The following is a 26,768-nucleotide window of genomic DNA, read 5'->3' as shown; positions in this document are numbered from 1 at the left end:
GGCCGGGGGCGGCCGTGCGGGCGGGCGCGGGCGTCGATCGGCGCCGGTCAGTCGAGCTTGGCCTTCACGGGGCCTGAGTCGGCGGACGCGGAGTCCGGGGGCGTGAAGCCCGCGGGTGCGTTCTCCGGGAAGTGGCAGGCCACCCGGTGGCCGGGAGCCAGCTCGACCAGGGGCGGCTCCACCGTCTTGCAGACCTGCTGGGCCTTCCAGCACCGGGTGTGGAAGCGGCAGGCCGGCGGCGGGTTGAGCGGGCTGGGCACGTCGCCCTGGAGGCGGATGCGCTCGCGGTCCTTGCGCCGGGCCGGGTCCGGGATCGGGACCGCCGACATCAGCGCGTTGGTGTACGGGTGCATGGGCGTGTCGTACAGGCCCTTGCGGTCGGCCAGCTCGACGATCTTGCCGAGATACATGACCGCGACCCGGTCGCTGATGTGCCGGATGACCGACAGGTCGTGCGCGACGATGACGTAGGTCAGGTCGAGCTCGTTCTGCAGGTCCTCCAGGAGGTTGACCACCTGGGCCTGGATCGACACGTCGAGCGCGGAGACCGGCTCGTCGGCGATGATCAGCTTGGGCTTGAGCGCGAGCGTCCGGGCGATGCCGATGCGCTGCCGCTGCCCGCCGGAGAACTCGTGCGGGTAACGGTTGTAGTGCTCGGGGTTGAGCCCGACCAGCTCCAGGATCTCCTGGACCGCCTTCTTCGTGCCCTGCTCGGTCGCGATCCCCTGGATGCGGAACGGGGCGCCGACGATGGCGCCGACCGTGTGCCGCGGGTTCAGCGACGAGTACGGGTCCTGGAAGATCATCTGCATGTCGCGGCGGAGCGGGCGGAGCCCGCTCTGGGACATGTGGGTGATGTCCTTGCCCTCGAAGAGGATGCGGCCGCCCGTCGGCTCCAGCAGCCGGGTGATGAGCCGGCCGGTGGTGCTCTTGCCGCACCCGGACTCGCCCACCAGGCCGAGCGTCTCGCCCTTGCGGACGTCGAAGGTGACCCCGTCGACCGCCTTGACGGCGCCGACCTGGCGGCGCAGCAGGCCCTTGGTCACCGGGAAGTGCTTCTCCAGGCCCTGGACGGACAGCAGCGCGTCGGGGTCGGCCTGGGCCCGGCCGCCCTTGTCGTCAACGTCAACCACGGTCACGCGCTCTCCATCATCGGCTTGATCTCGTTCTCCCAGATGGACCGCCGTTCCGCGCGAGGCATGTGGCAGCGGACCAGGTGACCTCCGTCGGTCTCCAGGAGCTGCGGCATCTCCGTGGTGGCCTTGCCTCCGGTGCGGTCGGCGTAGGTGCACCGGGGGTTGAAGGCGCATCCGGCCGGCACGTTGATCAGGGAGGGCGGGGAGCCCTTGATCGGGAGCAGCCGCTCGGTGGGCTCGCGGTCCAGGCGGGGCATCGATCCCAGCAAACCCCATGTGTAGGGGTGCTCGGGCCGGTAGAAGATGTCCTCGGCCGTGCCGTACTCGACGCACCTGCCGGCGTACATCACCAGGATGTCGTCCGACAGCTCGGCGACCACGCCGAGGTCGTGGGTGATGACGATCAGCGCGGAGTTGAACTCCCGCTGCAGGTCGAGCATGAGGTCCAGGATCTGGGCCTGGACGGTCACGTCGAGAGCCGTGGTGGGCTCATCGGCGATCAGGAGCTCCGGGTCGCAGGAGAGCGCCATGGCGATCATCGCGCGCTGGCGCATGCCGCCGGAGAACTCGTGGGGGTAGCTGTCGACCCGCCTGTCCGGTTGCGGGATGCCGACCCGGCCGAGCAGGTCGATCGCGTGCTTGCGGGCCACCGCCTTGCTCACGTCGTGGTGGATCCGGTACGCCTCGATGATCTGGGCGCCCACGGTGTAGTACGGGTGCATGGCGGAGAGCGGATCCTGGAAGATCATCGCCATCTTCTTGCCGCGCAGCTTCCGGACGTGGTCCTGGCCGGCGCTGACGAGTTCCTCCCCGTCCAGCCAGATCTCGCCGGAGATCCTGGCGCGGCCGCCCTTGTGCAGGCCCAGGATGCCGAGGCTGGTCACGCTCTTGCCGGACCCGGACTCGCCCACGATGCCCAGGGTCTTGCCCCGGTCGAGCTTGAACGACAGGCCGTCGACGGACTTGACCAGGCCGTCCTCGGTCGGGAAGTGGATGCGCAGGTCGCGCAGCTCCAGGAAGGACTCCGGCGGAAGAGGAGTCGTCATGAGAGCCTCACCCTCGGGTCGACCACCGCGTACAGGACGTCCACGATGAAGTTGGCCAGGACGATGAAGAACGCGGCGAACAGCGTCACGCCCAGCACGACGGGCAGGTCGTTGCCGCGGATCGCGTCGATGACGAGCTTGCCGATGCCGGGGATGGAGAAGGTGCTCTCGGTGAGCACGGCCCCGCCCAGCAGCAGGCCGACGTCCAGGCCGAAGATGGTGAGGATCGGGGTCAGGGTGGCGCGCAGGGCGTGCTTGGTCACGACCGTGCGCTCCTTGAGACCCTTGGCGCGGGCCGTGCGGATGTAGTCCTCGCCCATGGTCTCCAGCATGCCCGCCCGGGTGAGCCGGGCGTACAGGGCGGCGTACAGGAACGCCAGCGTGATCCACGGCAGCACGAGCGCCTGGAACCACATGACCGGGTCGTCGGTGATGGCGGTGTACGTGCCGCCGCCGGGGAAGATGCCCAGCGTGTAGGCGAACACCGACAGCGACACCAGGCCGGTGAAGTAGATGGGCAGCGAGACCCCGGCCAGCGCGACCGTCATGGCTGATCGGTCGAGCACGGTGCCGCGTCTCAGCGCCGAGATGACGCCGATGCTGACGCCGGATACCAGCCAGATGACCGCGGCGCCCACCGCCAGCGAGATGGTGGCGGGGAGCCGGTCGAGCAGGGTCGGCCAGACCGGCTGGTTGTTGTTGAAGGAGAAGCCAAAGCACGGTGCCGGGCACTCGGCCTTCCTCGGGCCGAGCGAGTAGTCCTGCCCGGCGACGATGCCCTTCGCGAAGCGGGCGTACTGCACCAGGAGGGGATCGTCCAGGTGCAGGCGCTTGACCGCGCCCTGGATGGCCTCCGGAGTGGCGTCCCGCCCGACGTAACGCGACGCCATGCCCTCGGGGGTCTGTCCCAGGGCACGCGGGATGAGAAAGAAGATCGCGAAGGTCGCCATGCTGACGATGGCGAGCATCAGCACGGCGGCGACAACGCGGCGGACGATGAAAGCGACCACGATCGTTCGGCCCGGTGCCCGGGAGGGTCGCTCCCGGGCACCTTCAGGCCTTCACCTGCCTTTGGCTAACTAGGGAAGGGCTCTACTGCTGAACGCCGAGCCAGGTGTAGTCGTACATGCCGTAGGCCGGGTGCACGTACACGTTGGTCAGGTTCGAAGGACGGAAGATCAGGGTCTTCTCGTAGACGAACGACATGAACGCCGCCGACTCCATGACCTTCTGGTCGACCTGGGACCAGATCTCGTTGCGCTCCGCGGCGTCGGTGGTCTGGATGCCCTTGTCCAGCAGATCGTTGATGGCCTTGTCGTTGAGCTCCATCATGTTGTAGTTGCCCGAGGGCTTGATGAAGCGGCCGTCGACGAGCTGGGAGAGGAAGCCGAAGCCCGAGGGCCAGTCGGAGCCCCACCCGGCGATCATGATGCCCAGGTTGTTCTTGTGCACGAAGTCCGGCTTGCCGGCGTACTGGGCGCTCCAGTCACCGGAGGGGTACTTCTTGATGGTCGCCTTGATGCCGACCTTGTCGAGGGAGGCCTGCAGGGCCTCGGCGACCTGGACCTCCTTGGTGCGGTCGCCGCGGACCGCGATGTTGGTCTCGAAGCCGTTCGGCTGGCCGCAGGCCGTCAGGTGCTCCTTGGCCTTGGCCACGTCACCCTTGTGGTCGGTGCTGGGGTACAGGTCGAACTGCTTGTAGCCGACCGTGGTCGGGGTCATCGCGGTGGTGCCGATCTCACCGCCGAGCGGGCCGCCCCACGGGGTCTGGGTGGCGACCTTGTCGGTGGCGTACTGCACGGCCTTGCGGCAGTCGATGTTGTCGAACGGCTTGACGTTGACCGACATCATCGCGTAGCGGTTGAACGGCGTGAAGGGGTTGTCCGAGGAGTCCTTCAGCTTGGGGTCCGCGACGATCTTGGCGCGGGCGGCCGTCTGCACGCCGGTGCCGGCGAGGTCGACGTGGATCTGGCCGCTCAGCAGACGCTGGTCGATGTCCTCGGCGTTCTGCTTGAACTGCACCTCGATGCGGTCCGGCAGCTGCTTGCGGGTGGTGTCGGTCGCCGGGTCCCAGTTCTCGTTCTTGACGAGGTGGAAGTGCTTGCCGACCTCGTGGCTCTCGATCTTGTAGGGGCCGGTCGAGGCGACGGTCTTCTCGTAGTCGATGCCGGTGTCCTTGGCCTGCGGCACCGGCGCCGACTGCGGGTTGGCGACCAGGAAGTCGAACTCGGAGAAGGGCGCCTTCAGCTTGAAGACGACGGTGTAGTCGTCGGGGGTCTCGATGCCCTTGAAGTCGTCGAGGTTCTTGTCCTTGTAGGGACCCTTGTAGTCGCCGGCGTCGAGGTACTCCGCGAAGTACTTCGGACCGTCGGTGAGCTCGTCGGTGAAGTTGCTGCGGGCGATGGCGTACTTGACGTCGGCGGCCTTGACCTCGGTGCCGTCGTCGTACTTGATGCCCTTCTTGATCTTGTACGTCCAGGTCTTGCCGTCGTCGCTGACCTCACCGGGGCCTTCGGCGAGGTCCGGGACCAGCTTCAGGCCCTCGTCGCCCGGCGCGGGGACGTAGGTCATCAGGGGGCGGGCGTAGAGCCTGGAGAAGTTCCAGTTCCAGGCGTAGTAGGTGTTGCCCGGGTCCATCGAGTCGGGCTCGTCGGAGAGCGCGAACTTGAGGGTGCCGCCCTTGGCGTCGGAGGCGTTGACGACCTTGGTGTAGGCGTCGTTGTGCTTGGCCCCGGCGCTCGCTGCGCCGGTGCTCTGGTTCCCGGTGCCCGTGTTGCCACCACCGGCCGTGCCGCCGCAGGCGGCCAGACCCATGGTCAGCGCGGTACCCAGCGCTGCGAGCGCCAGGGCGTTGGTCTTCCTCATCGTGGTGGTACACCCCTTGTCATGAGTGACGGTGAGATATCGGGAAGCGGTGGCGGGTTCGCTACCGGGCCCGCGGGTCGAGAGCGTCCCGCAGCCCGTCGCCCAGCAGGTTGAAGGCCATAACGGTGATGAAGATCGCCAGACCCGGGATGATCATGAAGTGCGGGGCGATCGTGTAGTAGTTGACCGCCAGGGTGAGCATGCCGCCCCAGGAGGCCTGCGGCTCGGTCACGCCCACACCCAGGAAGGACAGGGCGGCCTCGAACAGGATGTTCGAGGGGATCAGCAGCGTCGAGTAGACGAGGATCGGCGCCACGAGGTTGGGGAGCATCTCCCGGAAGATGATGTAGCCGTTGCCCGCGCCCAGCGAGCGCGCCGCGTCGACGAACTCACGCTCGCGCAGCGACAACGCCTGGCCGCGCACGATGCGCGCGATGTAGGGCCAGTTGAAGAAGCCGATGATGAAGACGATCACCGCGATCCGCAGGGCGTTGCCCTCCAGGCCCAGGGCCTTGTCGGGAACGGCGCCCACGATGGCGATCGCGAAGAGCAGCAGCGGGAAGGCGAGGAAGACGTCCATCGCGCGGCTGATCAGCGTGTCGACCCAGCCGCCGAAGAAGCCGGCGAGGACGCCCAGGAGGGAGCCGAGCACCACCGAGAGCAGGGTGGCGAGGAACGCCACCAGGAGCGAGATCTGGGCGCCGGAGAGGATGCGGGCGAAGATGTCGCGCCCGTTGACCGGCTCCAGCCCGAACGGGTGCTCCAGGCTGATGCCGCCGAAGGCGCCGATCGGGGCGCTCGTCATGGGGTCGACGAGGTCGTTGTTGGGGATGTTCGGCGCATCCCCGAACAGCGCGATGAGGCCGCCGAACGGGCGCTCCGCGAAGATCGCGATCAGCGTCAGGAAGACCACGACGATAGCGCCGGCGATCGCGGCCTTGTCACGTTTGAGGCGCATCCACGCGATCTGGCCGAGCGAACGGCCCTCGATGGCCTTTCCGCCCACCCCTTCGGTCACGGCCTCCGGCTGGGCCTCCATGGCCGTGCCGGGGACATCGAGCGGTGCGGTCATACAGTTGGCCCCCTGGATCCCAGACGACGTTGTCCCGAACGCGCCCCCCGGGTCGGGGTATCGCGCCATAAGTCTACGGGCCGTTAATCATGGGCCCGTGCGCAGAATCTATGGGCTGAGCTGCGCTGACCAGTCCTCTGAGGCGCTATGTGGCTTAACTGTGATTTACGTGAAATTCATTCGTTTTGATCTACCAGAAAATGTCTGGACGGCGTTCCGCTTGTGTCTCGGAATTGTGACACAGAACCGGGTCGTGACCCGGGGTCACCCGATCCCCCGGCGCTTGAGGATCTCCTCGATGTCGGAGAAGTCGTCGTCGGCGGGCTTCGCGGGAGGCTTGCGGGCGGCCGGCGCCGCGGGCCTCGGCAGCGGCTGCGTGGCGTTCGGGCCCGGCGCGCCGGGCGTCACGGCCCTGCCCCGCCCCGCGCGGCGGACCGCGGGCGTGGACGGCGCGGCGGTTGCCGGAGCGCCCCTGCGGCGCCTGCGCAGCACCCCGGAGACCAGGAAGAGGACGGCGGACAGTCCCGCCAGAGCCACCCCGGCCCACACGAAGGGGTTGAACACCAGGCCGGTCACGAAACCGACGACGGCGGTGCCGATCTGCCACAGGGTGCGCAGGGCGCCGGTCAGGTAGGCGGCCATCGGCAGCAGCGACCACGCCGCCAGGCGCAGCCCCGCCGCGGCCCCCCTGCGGCGCAGCAGCAGGAAGCTCAGCACCAGTCCCACGCCGGTGGCCCCGGCGCAGACCGGCAACCACGCGATCTGGTCGAACGTCATAGCGGACCGCCCCCTCGTATCGGCTTACCCGCTCTCCATCCTGGCACGTGCGGTCGCGGCAGGAGCTCCTCCGTAAGGATGGATCATCCCCTAGGGGGTGAGGGCGACATCCCTGACATCGAGGACATCTGCCGGCGAGCCCGGCCCAGAACAGGCGGCTCAGACCTCGCGGGCCGACAGCTCGCGCAGGACCTCGACGTCGACCTCCAGCAGCGAGCCGACCACCAGGCGGCCCGGGGCCGCGGGGATGGGCAGCACGCTCGGCACCGCCACCACCCGGCAACCCGCCGCGGTGGCCGCGGTGACCCCGTTCGGGGAGTCTTCCAGCACGACGCAGCGGGCCGGGTCGACGCCCAGCAGCCGGGTGGCCGTCAGGTAGGGCTCCGGGTCGGGCTTGGGCCGCTCGACCTCGTCACCGGTCACCACATGGTCGAAGTGGTGCCTGCCGATGCCGTCCAGGCACGCCTCGGCGATCGGCCGGACCGAGGAGGTGACCAGCGCGGTGGGCAGACCGGCCCGGCGCACCCCGGCCAGGAGTTCGGCCGCGCCGGGCATCATCTCCACGCCACCGGAGAGCCTGTCGATCATGCCCTCCAGGATCCAGGCCGCCACCTCATCCGGGTCGCCGCCGCCCGCGACCTCGATCATGTAGGCCACCGCGGCCGGCATGGAGCCGCCCACCAGCCGCTCCTGGTCGCCGTGGCCCCAGCGTCCGCCGAGCCGCTCCATCACCTCGGTCTCGACCGTGAACCAGATCTTCTCGCTGTCCACGAGAAGCCCGTCCATGTCGAAGAGAACCGCTTCCATACCTCGGAGAACCCCTTACGGTCAGACGTTGAAGTACTTGGCCTCGGGGTGGTGGACGATCAGTGCGGACGTCGACTGCTCCGGGTGGAGCTGGAACTCCTCCGACAGCTCCACGCCGATCCGGGCCGGGTCGAGCAGTTCCATGAGCTGAACCTGGTCCTCCAGGTTGGGGCAGGCGGGGTAGCCGAAGGAGTAACGGCAGCCGGTGATGTTGACCTTGAGCATGTCCTCCAGCGACTCGTCACCGCCGATGCCCAGCTCGGAGCGGACCCGGGCGTGCCAGTACTCGGCCAGGGCCTCGGTCAGCTGGACCGACAGGCCGTGCAGCTCCAGGTAGTCGCGGTAAGCGTCCTTGGCGAACAGCTCGGCGGCGGCCTGCGAGACGCGGTTGCCCATGGTGGCGACCTGGAAGGCGACCACGTCGACCTCACCGGAGTCCTTCGAGCGGAAGAAGTCGGACAGGCACAGGTGCCGGTCGCGGCGCTGACGCGGGAAGGTGAACCGGGTGCGCTCGTTGCCGGCCTCGTCCAGGATGATCAGCGAGTCGCCGTCGCTGACGCACGGGAAGTAGCCGTAGACGACCGCCGCCTCCAGCAGGCCCTCGGTCTGCATCCGGTCGAGCCACATACGCAGGCGCGGCCGGCCCTCGGTCTCGACGAGCTCCTCGTAGGAGGGCCCCTCCCCGCCGCGGGCGGCCTTGAGGCCCCACTGGCCCATGAACGTCGCCCGCTCGTCCAGGAAGGCGGCGTACTCGGCGAGCGAGATGCCCTTGACGACGCGCTCACCGAGGAAGGGCGCCGCCGGGACGGGATTGTCGGCGGCCACGTCGGAGCGGGCGGGCAGCTCCTCCACCGGGGTCCTGGCCAGCGTGGCGCCGCTCTTGACGCGGCGCTCGCGCAGCGGCGGCAGGCTCGCGCCGTCCTCGCCGCGCTTGACCGCCATGAAGGCGTCCATCAGGCGCAGCCCCTCGAAGGCGTCGCGGGCGTAGCGGACCTCGCCGTGGAAGAGCTCGGCGAGGTCCTGCTCGACGTAGGCGCGGGTCAGCGCGGCGCCGCCGAGCAGCACGGGATACTTGCCCGCGATGCCACGGGCGTTCATCTCCTCCAGGTTCTCCTTCATGACCACCGTGGACTTCACCAGCAACCCGGACATGCCGATGACGTCGGCCTTCTTCTCCTCGGCGGCCTCCAGGATGACCGAGACCGGCTGCTTGATGCCGAGGTTGACGACCTCGTAGCCGTTGTTGGACAGGATGATGTCGACCAGGTTCTTACCGATGTCGTGCACGTCTCCCTTGACGGTGGCGAGCACGATGCGGCCCTTCACCTCGCCCTCGACCCGCTCCATGTGCGGCTCCAGGTACGCCACCGCGGCCTTCATCACCTCGGCCGACTGGAGCACGAAGGGCAGCTGCATCTGGCCGGAGCCGAACAGCTCCCCCACGGTCTTCATGCCGTCGAGCAGCACGTCGTTGACGATCTCCAGCGCCGGGCGGTGCGCCAGGGCCTCGTCGAGGTCGGCCTCCAGCCCCTTGCGCTCGCCGTCGACGATGCGGCGCTTGAGCCGCTCCCACAGCGGCAGCGCGGCCAGCTCCTCGGCCTTGCTCGCCTTGAGCGCCGCGGCGTCGACACCCTCGAACAGCTCCATGAACCGCTGGAGCGGGTCGTAGCCCTCCCGGCGGCGGTCGTAGACCATGTCGAGGGCGACCTGGCGCTGCTCCTCGGGGATGCGCGCCATCGGCAGGATCTTGGAGGCGTGCACGATCGCCGCGTCGAGACCGGCGTTGACGCACTCGTTGAGGAAGACCGAGTTGAGCACGATGCGGGCGGCCGGGTTGAGGCCGAACGACACGTTCGACAGGCCCAGGACCGTCTGCACGTTCGGGTAGCGGCGCTTGATCTCCTTGATCGCCTCGATCGACTCCAGCGCGTCGCGCCGGGTCTCCTCCTGGCCGGTGGCGATGGGGAAGGTGAGCACGTCGATGAGGATGTCCTCGGTCCGCATGCCCCACTTCCCGGTGAGGTCCTCGATCAGGCGGACCGCGATCCGGACCTTCCAGTCGGCGGTGCGGGCCTGGCCCTCCTCGTCGATCGTCAGGCCCACCACGGCCGCGCCGTACTCGCGGACGAGGGTCATGTTCCGGTGGAAGCGCGACTCGGGGCCGTCGCCCTCCTCGTAGTTGACCGAGTTGACGACCGCGCGCCCGCCGAGGGCCTGCAGGCCGGCCTCCAGCACGGCGGGCTCGGTGGAGTCGAGGACGATCGGCAGCGTGGAGGCGGTGGCGAAACGGAACGCCAGCTCCTTCATGTCGGCCACGCCGTCGCGGCCGACGTAGTCGACGCACAGGTCGAGCATGTGCGCGCCGTCGCGGGCCTGCGCCCGCGCGATCTCCACGCACTCCTCCCAGTTCTCCGCCAGCATGGCCTCGCGGAACGCCTTGGAGCCGACCGCGTTGGTGCGCTCGCCGATGGCCAGGTAGGAGGTGTCCTGGCGGAAGGGGACGGTCTGGTAGAGCGAGGCGGCCCCGGGCTCGGGGCGCGGGCGGCGCGCGGTCACCTCCCGGCCGCGGACGCGCTCGACCACCCGGCGCAGGTGCTCGGGCGTGGTGCCGCAGCAGCCGCCGACGAGCGACAGGCCGTAGTCGGTGGTGAAGGTGTCGTGGGCGGCGGCCAGCTCGTCCGGGCTGAGCGGGTAGTAGGCGCCGTCGGCGGTCAGCACGGGCAGGCCGGCGTTGGGCATGCACGACAGGCGCACGCGGGCGTGGCGGGCCAGGTAGCGCAGGTGCTCGCTCATCTCGGCGGGGCCGGTCGCGCAGTTGAGGCCGATCACGTCGACGCCGAGCGGCTCGATCGCGGTCAGCGCCGCGCCGATCTCCGAGCCCAGCAGCATCGCGCCGTTGGTCTCGATGGTCACCTGGGCGATGATCGGCACGTCGCGCCCGGCGTCGGCGACGGCCCGGCGCGCGCCGAGGACGGCCGCCTTGACCTGGAGCAGGTCCTGGGAGGTCTCGATGATCAGCGCGTCGGCGCCGCCGCCGATCAGGCCGGCGGCGTTGTCGTAGTAGGCGTCGCGCAGCTCGACGTACGGCTTGTGGCCCAGGGTCGGCAGCTTGGTGCCGGGGCCGATGGAGCCGAGCACGAAGCGCGGCCGGTCGGGGGTGGACCAGTGGTCGGCCGCCCGGCGGGCGACCCGGGCGCCCGCCTCGGAGTACTCGAAGACACGCCCGGCGATGTCGTATTCGCCGAGAGCTGAAAGGTTCGCGCCGAAGGTGTTCGTCTCCACGCAGTCGACGCCCACCTCGAAGTAGGCGTCGTGCACCGCGCGGACGATGTCGGGGCGGGTGACGTTGAGAACCTCGTTGCAGCCCTCGTGACCCTCGAAGTCGTCGAGGGTGACGTCGTGGGCCTGAAGCATCGTCCCCATGGCCCCGTCGGCGACCATGACACGCTCGGCCAGGACTTCACGGAAAGACGGTGTGCTTGTCATGGGACAAGAGTACTGGGAACCGCTCAGGCGCTATCGTTCATGATGCTAATTGAACTTTGAGTCCAATTATCCGGCATGCACCGCGAACGAGCCCCTGCGAGGCATCAGATGGCGACCTACCGCACCATCCTCGTCGGCACCGACGGCTCCACCTCCTCCTTCGGCGCGGTGACCAGGGCCGCTTCCCTGGCCGCCGCCACCGGCGCCACCCTGGTCCTGGCCTGCGCCTACGCCCCCATGCGCGAGCGCGAGCGCAGCGCCGCCGCCGACGTCCTCGGCGACCTGTCCTACAAGGTGACCGGCTCCACCCCGGCCGACGACGCCCTGCGCGCCGCCCGGGAGCACGCGGTGGCCGCGGGCGCCGGCGCGATCGAGCTGGCCGCCGAGGAGGGCGACGCGGTGGACGTGCTGGTCGCCCTCGCCGGCAGGCGCGGGGCCGACCTGGTGGTCGTGGGCAACCGCGGGCTCAACACCCTGGCGGGACGCCTGCTCGGTTCGGTTCCGTCGGGCGTGTCGCAACGCGCGGGCTGCGACGTGCTGATCGTTCACACCACGCACGGAAGGTGACGTGAAGGGCCCCTTAGCGCATAGGCTTAGCCGGATAGGACGGCGAGGCAAGAAGGAGGGGGCGCGTGATCGAATTCGAAGGTCTGCCCGAGCTCGTCGACCCGGTGCTGATCGCCGCGTTCGAGGGCTGGAACGACGCGGGTGAGGCCTCGAGCGGAGTGATCGCGCACCTGGAGGAAGAGTGGAAGGCGACCCCGCTGGTCTCCCTCGACCCCGAGGAATACTACGACTTCCAGGTGAACCGCCCCATCGTCGAGATGGGCGAGGGGCTGACGCGGTCCATCACCTGGCCGACGACGAAGCTCCTGGTGGCCAGGCCGCCCGGCGCCGACCGCGACGTGGTGCTGTTGCGCGGCATCGAGCCCAACATGCGGTGGCGCGCCTTCTGCGAGGAGATCATCACGGCCTGCCGCGAGCTGGGGGTGGAGCTGGCCGTCCTGCTCGGGGCGCTGCTCAACGACTCCCCGCACACCCGCCCGGTGCCGATCGTGGGCTCGGCCACCGACGAGGGGCTGGCCAGAGCGATCAATCTGGAGCTGAGCCGCTACGAGGGGCCGACGGGCATCGTCGGCGTGCTCCAGCACGCCCTGGGCGCGGCCGGGCTGCACGCCGTGTCGCTGTGGGCGTCGGTGCCGCACTACGTGGCCCAGCCGCCCAATCCCAAGGCGACCATGGCGCTGCTGCGCCGGATGGAGGATCTCCTCGACATCCCGATGCCGCTCGGCTCGCTGGCCGAGGAGGCGCGGGCCTGGGAGCACGGCGTGGACGAGCTGGCCTCGCAGGACAGCGAGGTGGCCGAGTACGTCAAGGAGCTGGAGGAGCGCAAGGACGCGGCCGAGCTGCCCGAGGCGAGCGGCGACGCCATCGCCGCCGAGTTCGAGCGCTACCTGCGCCGCCGCGACCGCGACTCCGACGGGTGACGGCCCCGGCGAGCGGTTACCGCTCTGTCCGATTTTTCGCCTAGGTTCACAGATGGTGACCGGGCCCACCAGGCGCGTCCGGATCGCATCGTTTCATCCCAGCAACCGGCCGCGATTCCGTAACAGGGGAGACAGGGCTCCGCAAACATCGGCGAACCGTGCGGCACGATGTCGCGCATCGTCCGGGTGACCGCGCACGTTAGGGCAACCATGGCGACTCCACATCTCGACCCGTACCAGAAGGCGCAGGAGACCCGACGCCGTGTCCTCGAGCTGGCCGTGTTCATGAAACGCGAGGAGGCGCAGAGCGCCCCCTCGCCGTCGGGCGCGCGGGGCTCCTCCCCCGGATACGCGGTCGACCTGTTCCTCGCCCTGCTCCAGGACCGGCTCCCGGTCTGGCTGCGCGTCCTCGACGGCCTGATGTATCTGGTCGGCAAAGGCCGGGTCGCCGACAACCTGTTCCCCATCGCGCGGGCCGGCATCGAGTACTACTCCGAGATCCAGTCCGCGGCGCTGCCCGCCTTCACCTCGCCCACGGTCACCGTACGGTTCCGCGAGGCGATGCGCGACAGCGAGCTCGGCCCGATGGCCGAGGTGATCCCGATCAGCGAGTACCTGGCGGCCGAGCAGCGGGCCGGCCGGGTCGCCCCGGAGGTCGACCCGGTCGCCAGCGCCCGGCTGCTGCTGGCCGGGTGCTTCCGCCACGCCTACTACGAGATGTTCGTCGGCGCCGAGCACCTGCCGTCGCGCGACGACAGCGCCGAGGAGATCGTCCGCGAGCTGAGGCTGGAGACCACCCGGGAGGCCTGATCGGCGGCGGCCGCCCGGCGAGCCCGGTCGAACCTGGCCCACACCAGCGCGGCCAGGTCCGCGTCCACGCCCAGGGGGGCGGTGACCAGATCGGCCCCGCACTCCCGCAGGCGGTCGTGGAAGAAGCCGGGGGCCAGCAGGTAGGAGGCCACCGCGATGCGCGGCGCCGGCCCGGAGCGCAGCCGGTCGAGGGCCTCGGCGATCGAGGGTGAGCCGGCGGCGGCGAAAGCCGCGGTGACCGGGCGGGCGAGCCGCACCGCCAGCAGCCGGGCCGCGGCGCGCACATCGGCCAGGGCCGCGGGGTCGGACGAGCCCGCGGCGGCCAGGATCACCGAGTCGGCGGCCCGCAGTCCCGCGGCGGCCAGCCGCCGGGCGAGAATGGCCGCCAGCAGCGGGTGCGGGCCCAGCGGGGCCGCCACGATCGCGTCGGGCCGCGCCTCGGCCACCACGGAGGGCAGGTCGATGTGGACGTGGTAGCCGCCGGCCAGCAGCAGCGGGACCACCACGACGGGACCGGGCAGGGTGGGAAGCACGTCGGCCAGCAGGGGCGAGCTGATCTCCAGGAACGCCTTCTCCACGCGGATGCCGGGGCGGAGCTGCCGCACCAGGTCCCGCAGGCCGGTGATCGTCTCCTCTCCCTTGGCGCTGCGCGTGCCGTGCCCGGCCAGGACGAGCGTCGTCACAGGCTCTCGCTCCGGTCGCAGGCGAGCCGGTAACCGCGTTTGACGACCGTCTCGACGATCCCGGAGGGGCCCAGGGCACGGCGCAGCCGGGTGATGGCCATCTCCACCGCGTGCTCGGCCGAGTCTCGAGACGGGCCGCCGGGGAGCACGGTCCGCAGGTCGGAGCGGGCCACCACGTGACCGGGCTTCTCGGCCAGACGCTTGAGCACCGCCATCGGCGCCGGCGGGAGCGGCTTCAGCTCGCCGTCCACCACCACCGCGTGGCCGCGGATCTCCAGCGGGTGACCGCCCGCGACCAGGCGGGTGACGCTGTGCTCGGGCAGGTGCCGGGCGAGCGTGCGGGCCAGCGCGCCCAGCCGGGACCGCTCCGGCTGCACGACGGGCACCCCGCGCGCCACCAGCGGCCCGGCCGTGACCGGGCCCACGCAGGCCGCGACGACCGGCCCGGCGAAGGCCGCGACCAGCGCGTCCTCCAAGCCGTCGGCGCGGGCCGAGTTGAGCATGGCGAGCACGGCGGGGGCGCTGGTGAACGCGACCGCGTCGACCCCGCCGGAGATCGCCTGGGTGACCAGGCGGCGCAGCGGCGAGACGTCCCGGTAGGGCAGCCAGCGGTAGACGGGCACCTCGATGACCTCCGCGCCCGCCTCGCGCAGCGACGTCACGAAGCCGGTCAGCGGCTCCCCGTGGAGCTGGACGGCGATGCGCCGGCCGCGCAGGTCCTGGGCGAGCAGGTAGTCCTTGACCTCGTCGCACGACTCCGTGGCCGGCGTCCAGTGGTCGTTCAGGCCGGCGGCCCGGACCGCGCCGCGCGCCTTGGGCCCGCGGGTCAGCAGCCGGGCCGCGCCCAGGTGCGCGGCCAGGTCGGCCGAGAGCCCCCACCCCTCGGCGGCGGCCATCCAGCCCCGGAAGCCGACGCCGGTGGTGACCACCACGTCGTCGACCGGGGCCGCGAGGGCGTCGCGGGTGGCGGCCAGCAGGTCGGCGTCCTCGGCCAGGGGCACCAGCCGGATGGCCGGGGCGCGCACCACCCGTGCGCCCCGGCGCTCCAGCAGCGCGCAGAACTCCTCGCGCCGCCGGGTGGCGGTGACCCCGATCGTGAACCCGGCCAGCGCGTCGGGCGCGGTCTCCGGGGAGGCCGCCGGGTTGTCCAGTACCGCGATGCTCATCTCTCGCTCACCATTCCTCGCTCGCTCCGCGCGGCCGTCCCTCGCCGGCCGCCGTGCTCAGTGCTCTGTCCGGGCCCGTGTCCGTGCCGACGTACCGGCTTCTGCCCGTACCGCCGCCCGTACCGGGTCTCCGGCGGGCTCACCCCGTACTCACCTCCACCGTCCCGTCCTCGGCGAGGCGGATCCGGTACGTGGGCACGGACACCGCGGGATCGTCCAGGCACACACCGGTGACGAGGGAGAACGCCTGCTTGTGCATGGGCGAGGCGACGCAGGGCTCGCCCGCCCTGGTGCCCACGATCCCGCGGGACAGGACCTGGGCCCCGCTGAACGGGTCGTGGTTGTCGATCGCGTACAGGACGCCGTCGAAGGTACGGAACATCGCGATCTGCCGGCCGTCCACGAGGGCGCAGGCGCCCCGCTCGGGCAGCAGGTCGGTGTAGGAGCAGACCGGGCTCCAGCGGGTCGTCTCCAGGTCTTCGCGCAGGACGGTCATCGGTGAAGGCCCCCTCTCCTCGGGGTGTCGCAGGTGACGTGGGTGTCGCGGGTCGGGTACGGGTCGCGGGTGTCGGACGGGCGGCCGGGACGGCTTCCCGGCCGCGTGGTGCGGACGGCGGTCAGGAGCGGACCGCCTCCAGCGGGATCAGCACCGGCTTGACCTGGTCGCGCTCGGCCTCGAACCTGATCGAGGGGTCGGGGGTGCCCGGCGCGTTGACGAAGGAGACGAACCTCCGCAGCTTCTCCGGGTCCTCGATCGTGGCGCGCCACTCGTCGGCGTAGGTGGCCACGTGCCGCTCCATCTGGGCCTCCAGGTCGGCGCAGATGCCCAGGGAGTCGTCCAGGACGACCTGCTTGACGTAGTCGAGGCCCTGCTCCTCCAGCCAGGCCGAGGTGCGCTGGAGACGGTCGGCGGTGCGGATGTAGAACATCAGGAACCGGTCGATGGTCCGGATCAGCTCCTCGGTGTCCAGGTCCGAGGCGAACAGGTCGGCGTGGCGCGGGGTGAAGCCGCCGTTGCCGCCGATGTAGAGGTTCCAGCCCTTCTCGGTGGCGATGATGCCGAAGTCCTTGCCCCGGGCCTCGGCGCACTCGCGGGCGCAGCCGGAGACGGCCGACTTGAGCTTGTGCGGCGAGCGCAGGCCCCGGTAGCGCAGCTCCAGCGCGATGGCCAGGCCCACCGCGTCCTGCACGCCGTAGCGGCACCAGGTGGAGCCCACGCACGACTTGACCGTGCGCAGCGCCTTGCCGTACGCGTGCCCGGACTCGAAGCCGGCGTCGACCAGGCGCTTCCAGATCTGCGGCAGCTGCTCGACCCGGGCCCCGAACAGGTCGATCCGCTGCCCTCCGGTGATCTTGGTGTAGAGGCCGAAGTCGCGGGCCACCTCACCGATCACGATCAGCTTGTCGGGGGTGATCTCCCCGCCGGGGATGCGCGGCACCACCGAGTAGGTGCCGTTGCGCTGGATGTTGGCCAGGAAGTGGTCGTTGGTGTCCTGCAGGGCGGCCTGCTCGCCGTCGAGGATGTGGCCGTTGCCGAGCGAGGCCAGGATCGAGGCGACCACGGGCTTGCACACGTCGCAGCCGCGCCCGGTGCCGTGCTCGGCGATGAGCTGTGAGAACGTCGTGATGCCGCGCACCCGGACGATGTCGAACAGCTCGGCCCTGCTGTAGGCGAAGTGCTCGCACAGCGCCTTGGAGACCTCGACGCCCTCGGCGACCAGGATCTTCTTGAGCATCGGGACGCAGCTGCCGCAGGTGGTGCCCGCGCGGGTGCACGCCTTGATCCCGGCCACGTCGGTCAGGCCGTTCCCGGCGATGGCGGTGCACACCTGGCCCTTGGTGACGTTGTTGCAGGAGCAGACCTGGGCGTCGTCGGGCAGCTCCATGTTCGCCGGGCCGCCGGTGAACAGCAGCTCGCTCGGCGCGCCGGGCAGGTCGCGGCCGACGAAGGGCTTGAGGGTGTTGTACGGGGTGGCGTCGCCGACGCAGATGCCGCCCAGCAGGGTGCGGGCGTCGTCACTGACGAACAGCTTCTGGTAGACGCCGCCCACCGGGTCCATGAAGGTCACGTCCAGCGCGCCCTCCATGGCGCCGAACTGGGCGACCTCCACGCCGAGCAGCTTCAGCTTGGTGGACAGGTCGGCGCGGGTGAAGACCGCCTCGCCGCCGAGGATCCGGTCCGCGGCGACCTCGGCCATCGTGAAGCACGGCCCGACCAGCCCGTAGACCATGCCGTCGTGCAGGGCGCACTCGCCGACCGCGTAGATCGCCGGGTCGCTGGTGCGCATCCCGTCGTCCACCGCGATACCGCCGCGCGGACCGACCTCCAGCCCGGCCTGCCTGGCCAGCTCGTCGCGGGGCCGCACCCCCGCGGAGAAGACCACGACCTGCGCCTCGATGGTCTCCCCGTCCGGCTTGACCAGCCCGGAGACCCGCCCGTCCGGCCCGGCGACGATCTCCTTCGCGCCGGCCTCGGTGTGCACGCTCAGGCCCAGTGCCTCGATGTGGCCGCGCAGCACGGCGCCGCCGCCCTCGTCGACCTGGCGGGGCATGAGCCAGCCGCCCATCTCCACGACGTGGGTCTCGAGCCCCAGCCCGCGCAGCGCGTCGGCGGCCTCCAGGCCCAGCAGCCCGCCGCCGATGACGACGCCTCCGGCGGCGCCCGCGGAGGCCTCCCTGATCGCGTCGAGATCGTCGATCGTCCGGTAGACGAAGCAGCCCGGCAGGTCCCGGCCCGGCACGGGCGGCACGAACGGGCTGGACCCGGTGGCCAGCACCAGAACGTCGTACGGCTCGACGTGGCCGTCGGCGGTGGTGACCGTGCGGTTCTCCCGGTCGATGGCGGTGACCAGGGACGACAGCCGCAGCACGACGCCCTCGGGGACCGGGTAGGTGAGGTCCTCGACGCTCTTGCCCGTCAGGTAGGAGGTCAGCGCCACCCGGTCGTACGCGGACCGCGGCTCCTCCCCCAGCACCGTGACGCGGCCGGCGAAACCCTTCGCGAGCAGGGCCTCGACCAGCCGGTGCGACGTCGGCCCGTGCCCCACGATGACAAGCCGTGACATGGTCGTGTTCTCCTTCTCGTTCACTCCGTGCGGGCCGGTCACACCGAGACCCCTTCCTGCTCGCAGAGCCAGCCGACGATGCCCTCGACGGCGTCGCGGCAGCCGCCGCAGCCGGTCGTGGCGCGCGTGGCGGCGGCCACGGCCGCCACGTCACGGGCGCCCGACTCCCAGCAGGCCCGGATCTGTCCCTTTGTCACGTTGTTGCACTGGCAGACCTTCGCCGCGTCCGGCATCCTGACCGGGCTGTCGGCGACGGTGGTGCCCGACAGGCCGGGGAACAGCAGCCCGGCGCGGTCGCCCGGCAGCGGCGCCCCCCGGTCGAACAGCTGGGTGAGGGTGCCAACCGCGGCCGTCTCGCCGAGGAGGATCGCGCCGACCAGGCGGCCGTCGCGGATGACGAGCTTGCGGTAGGTGCCGGCGGCCCGGTGGCTGAACCGGACGACCTCCGCCTCGTCCTCGGTGAGGTGGGTCTCGCCCATCGCCGCCAGCTCCACGCTCTTGGCCTTCAACCGGGTGACCAGGCGCGAGCCCCGGTAGCGGGCGGTCTTGTCGGTCCCGGTGACGATGTCGGCGACCACGGCGGCCTGCTCCCAGGCGGGGGCGACCAGCCCGTACACCATGCCCCGGTGCTCGGCGCACTCGCCGATCGCGAAGACCGACGGGTCGTCGGTGCGCATCTCGTCGTCGACGACGATCCCGCGCTCCACGTGCAGTCCGGCGTCCCCGGCCAGGCCCGTCACCGGGCTGACCCCGCACGCGAGGACCACCAGGTCGGTCTCGACCGTCTCGCCGCCGGCGAGCCGCACGCCGCCGTCGAGGATCTCCTCCACCACCACGCCGGTCCTGGTCCGCACGCCCAGCGCGCCCAGGGTCTGGCCGAGCACCAGCCCGGCCTCGGCGTCCAGCTGGCGCTCCATCAGGTGCCCGGCCAGGTGCAGCAGCGTCACCGGCAGCCCGCGACCGGCCAGGCCGCGCGCCGCCTCGATGCCGAGCAGCCCGCCGCCGACCACCACCGCGCTCCGCGCGGCACCGGCCGCCCGGAGGATGTCCTGGCAGTCGTCGAGCGTGCGGAAGGCGATGGCCCGCTCCGCCCCGGGCACCGGCGGCACCACGGCCCGGCTCCCGGTGGCGAGCACGAGCACGTCGTACGGCTCGCGCCGGCCGGTGGCGGTGATCACCGCCTGGGTCTCCCGGTCGATGGCGGTCACCTCGGTGCCGAGCATCGCGGTGACCCCGTGGTCGGCGTACCAGGACGGGTCGAGCAGCCGGACCTGGTCCGGTTGCATCGTCCCGGCCACCACGTTCGAGAGCAGCACCCTGTTGTAGGGCTGCCAGGTCTCGGCCCCGAAGACGGTCAGCCTGACGTCTTTGTCGCGGGCGCGGACCTCACTGACGAAACGGGCGCCCGCCATCCCGTTGCCCACGACGACGATCCTGGTCATCCGGCACGCTCCACTCTGACCGCACAGACCTTGAATTCGGGCATCCGCGACGCCGGGTCGAGCGCCGGGTTGGTGAGCAGGTTCGCGCCGGGCCAGTGGAACGGCATGAACACTGTGTCCGGCCGGATCGCCGGGTTGACCCGGGCCTCGCCCTCGGTCTCGCCGCGCCTGCTGACCACTCTCAGCCGATCACCGGGCGTCACCGCCAGGTGTTCGGCGAGGTCGGGGTGGAGCTCCACGAACGTCTCGGCCACCACCGCGTTGAGCGCGGCGATCCGCCGCGTCTGCGCGCCGCTCTGGTAGTGCGCGAGCACCCGCCCGGTCGTCAGGTACAGCGGGTAGTCCCGGTCGATCTCCTCCGCCGGCCCGCGGTGCTCCACCGGGACGAACCGGGCGCGGCCGTCGGGGGTGGCGAAGCGGTCCAGGAAGGGGCGGGGGGTGCCGGGGTGGTCCTCGGCCGGGCAGGGCCAGAACACCCCGGTCTCGGCGGCGATCCGCTCGTAGGTGATGCCGGCGTAGTCGGCGACCCCGCCGGCTGAGGCCCGGCGGAGCTCGTCGAAGACCTCACGGGGGTCGGTGGGGAAGCCCTCGGCGCCGCGCAGCCGCTCGGCGAGCCCCCGGAGGATCTCAAGGTCGCTCCGCACCCCCGGCGGCGGAGCGACCGCCTGGCGGCGGAGCAGCACCCTTCCTTCCAGGTTGGTCATGGTGCCGCTCTCCTCGGCCCACTGGGCGGTGGGCAGGACGACGTCGGCGAGCGCGGCGGTCTCCGACATGACGATGTCGGAGACCACGAGCAGGTCCAGGGAACCGATCCGCTCGGCGACCCGGCCGGCCCCGGGTGCCGAGACCAGCGGGTTGGAGCCGAACAGCAGCAGCGCCCTGGGCCCCTCGGCGGTGCCGAGCGCTTCCAGCAGCTCGTAGGCGGAGCGGCCGGGCCCCGGCAGGTCCTCGGGGTCGACGCCCCACACGGCGGCCACGTGGGCGCGGGCGGCGGGGTCGTCGATCTTCCGGTAGCCGGGGAGCTGGTCGGCCTTCTGGCCGTGCTCGCGGCCGCCCTGCCCGTTGCCCTGCCCGGTGACGCAGCCGTAGCCGGACCCCTCGCGTCCCGGGAGCCCGAGGGCCAGCGCCAGGTTGATGAAGGCGCTCACCGTGTCGGTGCCCTTGGCGTGCTGCTCGGCGCCACGCCCGGTGAGGACCGCCGCCCGGTCCGCGGCGGCGAGGATCTCCACGGCCTCGCGCATCAGCGCGACCGGCACGCCGGTGAGGCGCTCCACCCGCTCGGGCCACCAGGCCGCGACCGAGGTGCGCACGGCGTCGAACCCGCTCGTCCTGGCGGCCACGTAGTCCTCGTCGACGTGTCCCTCGGCGATCACGATGTGCAGCAGGGCCAGGGCCAGCGCCAGGTCGGTGCCGGGGGTCGGCTGGAGGTGCAGGTCGGCCTGGCGGGCGGTCGCGGTGACGCGCGGGTCGATGACGATCAGCCTGCCGCCCCGGTCGCGCATCGCGGTGAGGTGGCGGACGAACGGCGGCATGGTCTCGGCCATGTTGCCGCCCGCGAGCAGGACGGCGTCGGCGCGGGCGAGGTCGGTGATCGGGAAGGGCAGGCCGCGGTCCATGCCGAAGGCGCGGTTGGTGGCGGCGGCGGCCGAGGACATGCAGAACCGGCCGTTGTAGTCGATCTGGCTGGTCCGCAGCACCACCCGGGCGAACTTGCCGAGCTGGTAGGCCTTCTCGTTGGTGAGACCGCCGCCCCCGAACACGGCCACGCCGTCGGGGCCGTGCTCTGCCTGGACGGCGCGGATGCGGTCGGCGACGAAGTCGAGCGCCTCGTCCCAGCCCACCTCCTGCCCGTACAGGAGCGGGGTGGTGAGCCGCTCGGAACCGGTCAGCAGCTCACCGGCGGTCCAGCCCTTCTGGCACAGACCGCCCGCGTTGGCGGGGATGTCGTCCCGCGGGGTGATGGTGACCGTCTCCTCCGCGGCGACGTTCATGCCGCACTGCAGAGCGCAGTAGGGGCAGTGCGTCGCCGTCCCCGCCTTCACAGGCTCGGGGGGCGGAAGTGAGATCGGCATGTGTCCGATGGTGCTTTCAGGCGGTTTCACCGCGAGGTCCCCCCTGTTACCGATGTGCTACAAGCCGCTAACCGTGTTCACGCACGGGACGAGGCGGATGTGAGGTGTCCGTCGATCGGGCCGGTGCCGGGTGTGAGGCGGGCTCGGTGCCGGTCGCGGAAAGCGCCCCGGTGCCGGGCGCCGGGCGGTTCCGGCGCCCGGGGCGGGCGGGGCTCCGCCGGCGTGACCGGGCGGAGCCGGGCGTCACACCCGGGCGGCGGCCAGGCTCGGCACGGGACCCGTGGTGCGCAGGTAGCACGCCCAGGTGACGAGCGCGCACAGGGCGTAGAAGCCGGCGAAGGCGGCCAGCGCGGCGCCCGCTCCCCCGGTCGCGGCCAGGGAGCTGCCGAAGCCCCGGTTGATGAAGAAGCCGCCGAAGGCGCCGACCGCGGAGATGATCCCGATCGCGGCGGAGGCGTCCCGCTTGCCGACCGCCAGGGCAGCCTCGTAGGCGGGCGTGCCGGGGGCGACACCCGCGGTGGCCTTGGCCCGGAAGATCGCCGGGATCATCCGGTACGTGGAGCCGTTGCCGACGCCGGTGGTGCCGACCAGGAGCATGTAGGCGCAGAAGAACAGCACGAAGGAGTGCTGGGACAGGCCCTGCCAGACCAGTGTCGCCGCGCCCGCCATGGCGCCGAAGTTGACCAGCGTCACCCGGGCGCCGCCGAGCCGGTCCGAGAGCCAGCCGCCGACCGGACGGATCAGCGAGCCGAGCAGCGGGCCCAGGAAGGCCAGCCAGACCAGGGAGGCGTACTCGGGGAACTGGCTCTTGATGAGCAGCGGGAACGCGGTGGAGTAGCCGATGAAGGAGCCGAAGGTGCCGATGTACAGGATCGACATGATCCAGGTCTGGGCCCGTCCGGCGATCTTCAGCTGCTCCTTCGGGTCGGCCTTGGCGGTGCTCAGGTTGTCCATGAAGAAGTAGGCGCCGATCGCGGCGGCCAGGATGAACGGGATCCAGAACAACCCGGCGGCGGCCAGCCCGAACGCGCCGATCACCAGCGGCATGACGAGCTGCACCGAGCTGACCCCGATGTTGCCGCCTGCCGCGTTGAGCCCGAGCGCCGACCCCTGCTTGCCCTGGGGGTAGAAGTAGGTGATGTTGGCCATGCTGGAGGCGAAGTTGCCGCCGCCCAGTCCGGCGGTGGCGGCGATGACCAGGAACACCCAGTACGGGGTCGCGGGGTCGCTGACCGCGAAGGCCAGCAGGACGGCGGGGACGAGCAGCAGCAGGGCGCTCACCACGGTGAAGTTGCGCCCGCCGAACTTGGCGGGGCCGAAGGTGTAGGGGATGCGCAGCGCCGAGCCGATCAGGTTGGGCAGCGAGACCATCCAGAAGAGCTGGTCGGTGGAGAACTTGTAGGAGCCGAGCTGGACGGCGACGATGCTCCACACCGTCCAGATCGTGAACCCGAGGTGCTCGGCGAAGATGGAGAAGATCAAGTTACGCCGGGCCACCTTCTTGCCCCCGGCCTCCCAGAAGCCGGGGTCGTCGGGTCGCCAGTCGCTGATCCAGGGCCTCGCCATCGTTCCTCCTGCGGTGTTCGGGGGTGGCATCGCTACCGCAATGTAGGAGGGGGGCGTTACGCACATTTACGTTCTGTGATGGTGCGCCGGTTACGTGTGACTAACCTTGGAAATATGCAATGCACACGTCGCACATGTGCAACACCGTGGAAACATGGTGATCGTCCTAGTTGAATCCAGGTAAAAACGGAGGACCTCCGTGGTCACGGTTGATCCGGCCGGACAGCGGGAATCGTCTCCGTGCCAGATCGTCACCCCGGGGAGCGTGCGTGGCCGTCCAGCCGATCCGACTGTTCAACGACCCGGTGTTACGCACCGTAGCCGAACCGGTGACCGCGTTCGACCGCGAGTTGCGCGGCCTGGTCAAATCGCTCCAGGCGACCATGCGCGCCGGAGCCGGCCGCGCGGGCCTGGCGGCGCCGCAGATCGGCGTCCCGCTGAAAGTGCTCGTCTACGAGCTGGACGGCAAGTCCGGTCACCTGATCAACCCCCGCCTGGAGTTGTCCGAGCGGAGGATCGTGGCCGACGAGGCCTGCCTGTCCGCGCCCGGCGCCTGGTGGCCGCTGGAGCGCTCCTACATGGTCACCGCCCGCGGGCGCGACATGTTCGGCAAACCGGTCACCGTCCGGGCCCTGGGCATGCTCGCCCGGGTGCTCCAGCACGAGGCCGACCACCTCGACGGGATCCTGTTCGTCGACCACCTCCCCGAGGACGAGCGGGAGCGCTTCCTCGCCTCGATCGGCTGACGCCCTCCCGGCCCCGAAGACTCCGCCGGCCGATCCGGCCTTGATCTTCACGATCCCCGCCGGGCACCGGCGGGGATCGGCCGCGGAGTCCTGAAGGCGGTGCCCGCACCGTGGGCGCCCGGCGTCCCGCCGCGTCCCGGCCGGTCGGGGCCGCCCGAGGGCGGCCCGGGGACCGTTTACCAGGCTTACCAGGCTTACCAGGCTTACAAGGCCACGCCGAGGAGGGCGTCGGCGATGTCCTTGACCAGGGCCGGGGCGCCGGGGTCGCTGCCCCCCTCGGACAGGGCCCGCTCGGCCCAGTCGTCGACGACCGCGAGCGCGCCGGGGGTGTCCAGGTCGTCGGCGATCCGGGCGCGGACCCGGTCGAGCACACCGCCGGCGTCGGGGCCGGTCTCCAGCCCGACGGCCGAGCGCCAGCGCGCCAGCCGCACCTCCGCGGAGGCGAGCTGGTCGGGCGTCCACTCCCAGTCGGAGCGGTAGTGGTGCGCCAGCAGGGCCAGCCGGATGGCCATCGGGTCGGTCTGGAGACGCAGCCGGGAGACGAAGACCAGGTTCCCCTTCGACTTGGACATCTTCTCGCCGTCCAGGGCGACCATGCCCGCGTGCACGTAGGCCTTGGCGAAGGGCCACTCGCCGCACGCCACGTGGCCCTCGTGGGCGCCGCACTCGTGGTGCGGGAAGATCAGATCGGAACCGCCGCCGGCGATGTCGAAGCCGCTGGACAGGTTGGCCAGGGCGATGGCGGTGCACTCGATGTGCCAGCCGGGCCTGCCCCGGCCGAGCAACGAGGGCCAGGACGGCTCCCCGGGGCGCTCGGCGCGCCAGAGCAGCCAGTCGAGCGGGTGCTTCTTCCCCGGCCGGTCGGGGTCGCCGCCGCGCTCGCCGAACAGGGCGAGCATCTGCTCCTCGGAGTAACCGGAGACGGCGCCGAACTTGGGCGCCGCGGTGACGTCGAAGTAGACGTCGCCGTCGAGGTCGTAGGTGGCCCCCTTGTCGCGCAGCAGCACGACGAGCGCGGCGACCTGGTCGATCACCTCGGTCACCGCGACGTACTCGCGCGGCGGGATGATCCGCAGCGCCTCCATGTCGGTCCGGAACAGCTCGATCTCGCGCTCGGCCAGCTCCCGCCAGTCGACGCCGGTCCGCTCGGCGCGCTCCAGCAGGGGGTCGTCGACATCGGTGGCGTTCTGGGTGAAGTGCACCTCGTGTCCGGCGTCCCGCCAGGCCCGGTTGACCAGGTCGAAGGCCAGATAGGTGTTGGCGTGGCCCAGATGGGTGGCGTCGTACGGGGTGATGCCGCAGACGTACATCCGTGCCGTCGGGCCCGGCTGGGTGGGACCGACCTCTCGCGCGGCTGTGTCGTACAGCCGCAGCGGAGCACCGGTACCGGGAAGCCGAGGAACCTTCGGCGCAGACCACGATCTCATCTAAATCCTTCCAGCATGGAGGCCCCTGGCTCCGGGGAAACACGGCGCGGCGCCGCGCGACGCGGTGACGTGCCCGGCGGCGACGGCGGCCAACCCACCATATTTATAACCGGCGTCGCTCTCATCGCCGGGCCCGCGGAGAGGCGGAACACCCGCGCGGGCGACGGGGCGACCCGGGCGGCCCCGGCCGGGAGGGCGGTCGCCCGCCGCGCGGAAGACCCGGCCCGTGCGGGTCGGGTCTCCCGGCTCCAGCCCTGGGAAAGATGCCACGTGTCGCGCCCATCCAGCGTCCGGCCCACCCCGATCGGCCCGGGACGGGAGCTACCTCTCCTGGTCTTAACCTCCGGGACTCGCCGGATCATTCCGGAATGATCGTGCGGAAGGCCGCCGGATCGCGGGGATCGGCGGTGAAGTGGTAGCGCACTCCGGCGGGGGCCAGGGCGACCAGCGTCACCGACCCGGTGGCGAAGACCCGGCCGTCGGGCAGCTCGTGATGGACGATCATGGTGCGGGGATCCTCGGGGGGCACCCCCGCCCCGGTGGCGAGCCCGTGCCACTCCGTCCAGGAGCCGTCGAGCTCCGCGGGGCGGTGGGCCTTGGCGAACAGGGGACGGAAGAACGCGACCCGGTCGTTCTCCTCGCCGCGCTCCCAGCCGCTGTTGACGATCATGTGGGTCCCGGGCGGGAGGTCGTCGTACTCCAGCGTGATCCCGTCCCAGTGCCAGAGCCGGGCCCCGTCGAGCCCGGCGCGCAGCAGGTGGAAGGGGTCGTAGCCGGTCAGGTCGGCGACGGCCGGGTCGCCCCCGGCCGCCGCGAGAAGGGGCAGGTCCCCGCGGGAGCGGCGGGTCTCCTCCGCGGCCAGGACGCCGTGGCCGTTGACCAGGGCGCCGACTCGCCTGGCGGCGGGGTCGACGGCCAGCCAGGTGCCGCCCGCCCTCAGGTCACGCCCGCCGAAGAGACCGGGCCAGTGCTCGGCGGGGGGAGCCCACGGCCGGTCGGTGAACTCGTCACGGACCCCGGTGAGGATGAGGGGGATGTCGGCGCTCGGATCGATGCTGACGGCAACCGTGCACATGCCGGGAGGCTACAACGCCGGGCCACGGTGGCCTCGGGCC

21 protein-coding genes are annotated in these 26,768 nt (G+C 71.2%); 4 read left to right on the top strand and 17 right to left on the bottom strand.

Annotation, left to right across the window (positions count from 1 at the left end; all coding sequences use genetic code 11):
- Positions 1-47: 47 nt before the first annotated feature.
- The 8 genes from ABD841_RS34175 to metH form a co-directional block, all read right to left on the bottom strand.
- A complete protein-coding gene (locus tag ABD841_RS34175; protein ID WP_344980440.1) occupies positions 48-1,139 on the bottom strand; it encodes an ABC transporter ATP-binding protein in 1,092 nt (363 codons plus the stop codon).
- The gene (locus ABD841_RS34170) at positions 1,136-2,182 is read right to left on the bottom strand and encodes an ABC transporter ATP-binding protein (protein WP_344980438.1); all 1,047 of its coding nucleotides are present in this window, start codon (positions 2,180-2,182) and stop codon (positions 1,136-1,138) included. The genes ABD841_RS34175 and ABD841_RS34170 overlap by 4 nt, the downstream gene beginning before the upstream one ends.
- Positions 2,179-3,192 carry an ABC transporter permease gene (locus ABD841_RS34165; protein ID WP_344980436.1) on the bottom strand — a complete coding sequence of 338 codons (1,014 nt, stop codon included), beginning with the start codon at positions 3,190-3,192 and terminating at the stop codon, positions 2,179-2,181. Before ABD841_RS34165 ends, ABD841_RS34170 begins: the two co-directional genes overlap by 4 nt.
- 82 nt (positions 3,193-3,274) lie before the next feature.
- On the bottom strand, positions 3,275-5,047 hold the full coding sequence (locus tag ABD841_RS34160) for an ABC transporter substrate-binding protein (protein ID WP_344980434.1): 1,773 nt from the start codon (positions 5,045-5,047) through the stop codon (positions 3,275-3,277).
- Positions 5,048-5,108: 61 nt separating this feature from the next.
- Positions 5,109-6,119 (bottom strand): ABC transporter permease, encoded by a 1,011-nt coding sequence (locus tag ABD841_RS34155; protein ID WP_344980432.1) that lies wholly within the window; start codon positions 6,117-6,119, stop codon positions 5,109-5,111.
- A 264-nt stretch (positions 6,120-6,383) separates the two neighbouring features.
- Complete coding sequence (locus tag ABD841_RS34150; protein ID WP_344980430.1) at positions 6,384-6,896, bottom strand: cellulose synthase; 513 nt, start codon at positions 6,894-6,896, stop codon at positions 6,384-6,386.
- A 159-nt stretch (positions 6,897-7,055) separates the two neighbouring features.
- A complete protein-coding gene (locus ABD841_RS34145) occupies positions 7,056-7,703 on the bottom strand; it encodes an HAD family hydrolase (RefSeq protein ID WP_344980428.1) in 648 nt (215 codons plus the stop codon).
- A 21-nt stretch (positions 7,704-7,724) separates the two neighbouring features.
- The gene (gene metH / locus ABD841_RS34140) at positions 7,725-11,189 is read right to left on the bottom strand and encodes a methionine synthase (protein WP_344980427.1); all 3,465 of its coding nucleotides are present in this window, start codon (positions 11,187-11,189) and stop codon (positions 7,725-7,727) included.
- Positions 11,190-11,297: 108 nt separating this feature from the next.
- Here metH and ABD841_RS34135 point away from each other — a divergent pair, with 108 nt between their 5' ends.
- The 3 genes from ABD841_RS34135 to ABD841_RS34125 all read left to right on the top strand — a co-directional run bounded on the left by ABD841_RS34135 (position 11,298) and on the right by ABD841_RS34125 (position 13,486).
- Positions 11,298-11,756 (top strand): universal stress protein, encoded by a 459-nt coding sequence (locus ABD841_RS34135; protein WP_344980425.1) that lies wholly within the window; start codon positions 11,298-11,300, stop codon positions 11,754-11,756.
- A gap of 65 nt (positions 11,757-11,821) precedes the next feature.
- Positions 11,822-12,676 carry a PAC2 family protein gene (locus ABD841_RS34130; protein ID WP_344980424.1) on the top strand — a complete coding sequence of 285 codons (855 nt, stop codon included), beginning with the start codon at positions 11,822-11,824 and terminating at the stop codon, positions 12,674-12,676.
- A 210-nt stretch (positions 12,677-12,886) separates the two neighbouring features.
- Positions 12,887-13,486, top strand: coding sequence for a hypothetical protein (locus ABD841_RS34125; RefSeq protein ID WP_344980423.1), 600 nt, complete (start codon positions 12,887-12,889; stop codon positions 13,484-13,486).
- Here the strand turns inward: ABD841_RS34125 and ABD841_RS34120 are convergent.
- The 7 genes from ABD841_RS34120 to ABD841_RS34090 form a co-directional block, all read right to left on the bottom strand.
- Complete coding sequence (locus ABD841_RS34120) at positions 13,387-14,169, bottom strand: sirohydrochlorin chelatase (protein ID WP_344980421.1); 783 nt, start codon at positions 14,167-14,169, stop codon at positions 13,387-13,389. The genes ABD841_RS34125 and ABD841_RS34120 overlap by 100 nt on opposite strands.
- Positions 14,166-15,335 (bottom strand): uroporphyrinogen-III synthase, encoded by a 1,170-nt coding sequence (locus tag ABD841_RS34115; protein WP_344980419.1) that lies wholly within the window; start codon positions 15,333-15,335, stop codon positions 14,166-14,168. Before ABD841_RS34115 ends, ABD841_RS34120 begins: the two co-directional genes overlap by 4 nt.
- 139 nt (positions 15,336-15,474) lie before the next feature.
- Complete coding sequence (nirD, locus tag ABD841_RS34110) at positions 15,475-15,831, bottom strand: nitrite reductase small subunit NirD (protein WP_344980417.1); 357 nt, start codon at positions 15,829-15,831, stop codon at positions 15,475-15,477.
- A gap of 121 nt (positions 15,832-15,952) precedes the next feature.
- Positions 15,953-18,400, bottom strand: a complete 2,448-nt coding sequence (gene nirB / locus ABD841_RS34105) for a nitrite reductase large subunit NirB (protein WP_344980416.1) — start codon at positions 18,398-18,400, stop codon at positions 15,953-15,955.
- 38 nt (positions 18,401-18,438) lie between these two features.
- The gene (locus tag ABD841_RS34100) at positions 18,439-19,842 is read right to left on the bottom strand and encodes an FAD-dependent oxidoreductase (protein ID WP_344980414.1); all 1,404 of its coding nucleotides are present in this window, start codon (positions 19,840-19,842) and stop codon (positions 18,439-18,441) included.
- Entirely contained in the window at positions 19,839-21,914 is a 2,076-nt protein-coding gene (locus ABD841_RS34095) for a molybdopterin oxidoreductase family protein (protein ID WP_344980413.1), read from the bottom strand. The genes ABD841_RS34100 and ABD841_RS34095 overlap by 4 nt, the downstream gene beginning before the upstream one ends.
- A 243-nt stretch (positions 21,915-22,157) precedes the next feature.
- Positions 22,158-23,480 carry an MFS transporter gene (locus ABD841_RS34090; RefSeq protein WP_344980412.1) on the bottom strand — a complete coding sequence of 441 codons (1,323 nt, stop codon included), beginning with the start codon at positions 23,478-23,480 and terminating at the stop codon, positions 22,158-22,160.
- A gap of 269 nt (positions 23,481-23,749) precedes the next feature.
- On the opposite strand from ABD841_RS34090, the gene def reads away from it, so the two are divergent.
- Positions 23,750-24,226, top strand: coding sequence for a peptide deformylase (gene def, locus ABD841_RS34085; RefSeq protein WP_344980410.1), 477 nt, complete (start codon positions 23,750-23,752; stop codon positions 24,224-24,226).
- A gap of 203 nt (positions 24,227-24,429) precedes the next feature.
- Here the strand turns inward: def and mshC are convergent, their stop codons facing one another.
- Positions 24,430-25,653, bottom strand: a complete 1,224-nt coding sequence (gene mshC, locus ABD841_RS34080; protein WP_344980408.1) for a cysteine--1-D-myo-inosityl 2-amino-2-deoxy-alpha-D-glucopyranoside ligase — start codon at positions 25,651-25,653, stop codon at positions 24,430-24,432.
- A 358-nt stretch (positions 25,654-26,011) separates the two neighbouring features.
- Positions 26,012-26,728 carry an NRDE family protein gene (locus ABD841_RS34075; protein WP_344980406.1) on the bottom strand — a complete coding sequence of 239 codons (717 nt, stop codon included), beginning with the start codon at positions 26,726-26,728 and terminating at the stop codon, positions 26,012-26,014.
- Positions 26,729-26,768: the final 40 nt, after the last annotated feature.

It is taken from the genome of Streptosporangium fragile (genome assembly GCF_039534445.1).
GTDB lineage: Bacteria > Actinomycetota > Actinomycetes > Streptosporangiales > Streptosporangiaceae > Streptosporangium > Streptosporangium fragile.
This window is presented reverse-complemented; position numbering and strand designations above follow the sequence as displayed.

Excerpts from the sequence above, each read along its gene's own strand:
- ABD841_RS34170 (WP_344980438.1), bottom strand. The coding sequence starts at position 2,182 with ATGACGACTCCTCTTCCGCCGGAGTCCTTCCTGGAGCTGCGCGACCTG.
- ABD841_RS34160 (WP_344980434.1), bottom strand. The coding sequence starts at position 5,047 with ATGAGGAAGACCAACGCCCTGGCGCTCGCAGCGCTGGGTACCGCGCTG.
- ABD841_RS34150 (WP_344980430.1), bottom strand. The coding sequence starts at position 6,896 with ATGACGTTCGACCAGATCGCGTGGTTGCCGGTCTGCGCCGGGGCCACC.
- ABD841_RS34125 (WP_344980423.1), top strand. The coding sequence starts at position 12,887 with ATGGCGACTCCACATCTCGACCCGTACCAGAAGGCGCAGGAGACCCGA.
- ABD841_RS34075 (WP_344980406.1), bottom strand. The coding sequence starts at position 26,728 with ATGTGCACGGTTGCCGTCAGCATCGATCCGAGCGCCGACATCCCCCTC.
- metH (WP_344980427.1), bottom strand. The coding sequence starts at position 11,189 with ATGACAAGCACACCGTCTTTCCGTGAAGTCCTGGCCGAGCGTGTCATG.
- nirB (WP_344980416.1), bottom strand. The coding sequence starts at position 18,400 with ATGTCACGGCTTGTCATCGTGGGGCACGGGCCGACGTCGCACCGGCTG.
- ABD841_RS34145 (WP_344980428.1), bottom strand. The coding sequence starts at position 7,703 with ATGGAAGCGGTTCTCTTCGACATGGACGGGCTTCTCGTGGACAGCGAG.
- nirD (WP_344980417.1), bottom strand. The coding sequence starts at position 15,831 with ATGACCGTCCTGCGCGAAGACCTGGAGACGACCCGCTGGAGCCCGGTC.
- ABD841_RS34115 (WP_344980419.1), bottom strand. The coding sequence starts at position 15,335 with ATGAGCATCGCGGTACTGGACAACCCGGCGGCCTCCCCGGAGACCGCG.
- ABD841_RS34090 (WP_344980412.1), bottom strand. The coding sequence starts at position 23,480 with ATGGCGAGGCCCTGGATCAGCGACTGGCGACCCGACGACCCCGGCTTC.
- ABD841_RS34095 (WP_344980413.1), bottom strand. The coding sequence starts at position 21,914 with ATGCCGATCTCACTTCCGCCCCCCGAGCCTGTGAAGGCGGGGACGGCG.
- ABD841_RS34135 (WP_344980425.1), top strand. The coding sequence starts at position 11,298 with ATGGCGACCTACCGCACCATCCTCGTCGGCACCGACGGCTCCACCTCC.
- ABD841_RS34155 (WP_344980432.1), bottom strand. The coding sequence starts at position 6,119 with ATGACCGCACCGCTCGATGTCCCCGGCACGGCCATGGAGGCCCAGCCG.
- ABD841_RS34100 (WP_344980414.1), bottom strand. The coding sequence starts at position 19,842 with ATGACCAGGATCGTCGTCGTGGGCAACGGGATGGCGGGCGCCCGTTTC.
- mshC (WP_344980408.1), bottom strand. The coding sequence starts at position 25,653 with ATGAGATCGTGGTCTGCGCCGAAGGTTCCTCGGCTTCCCGGTACCGGT.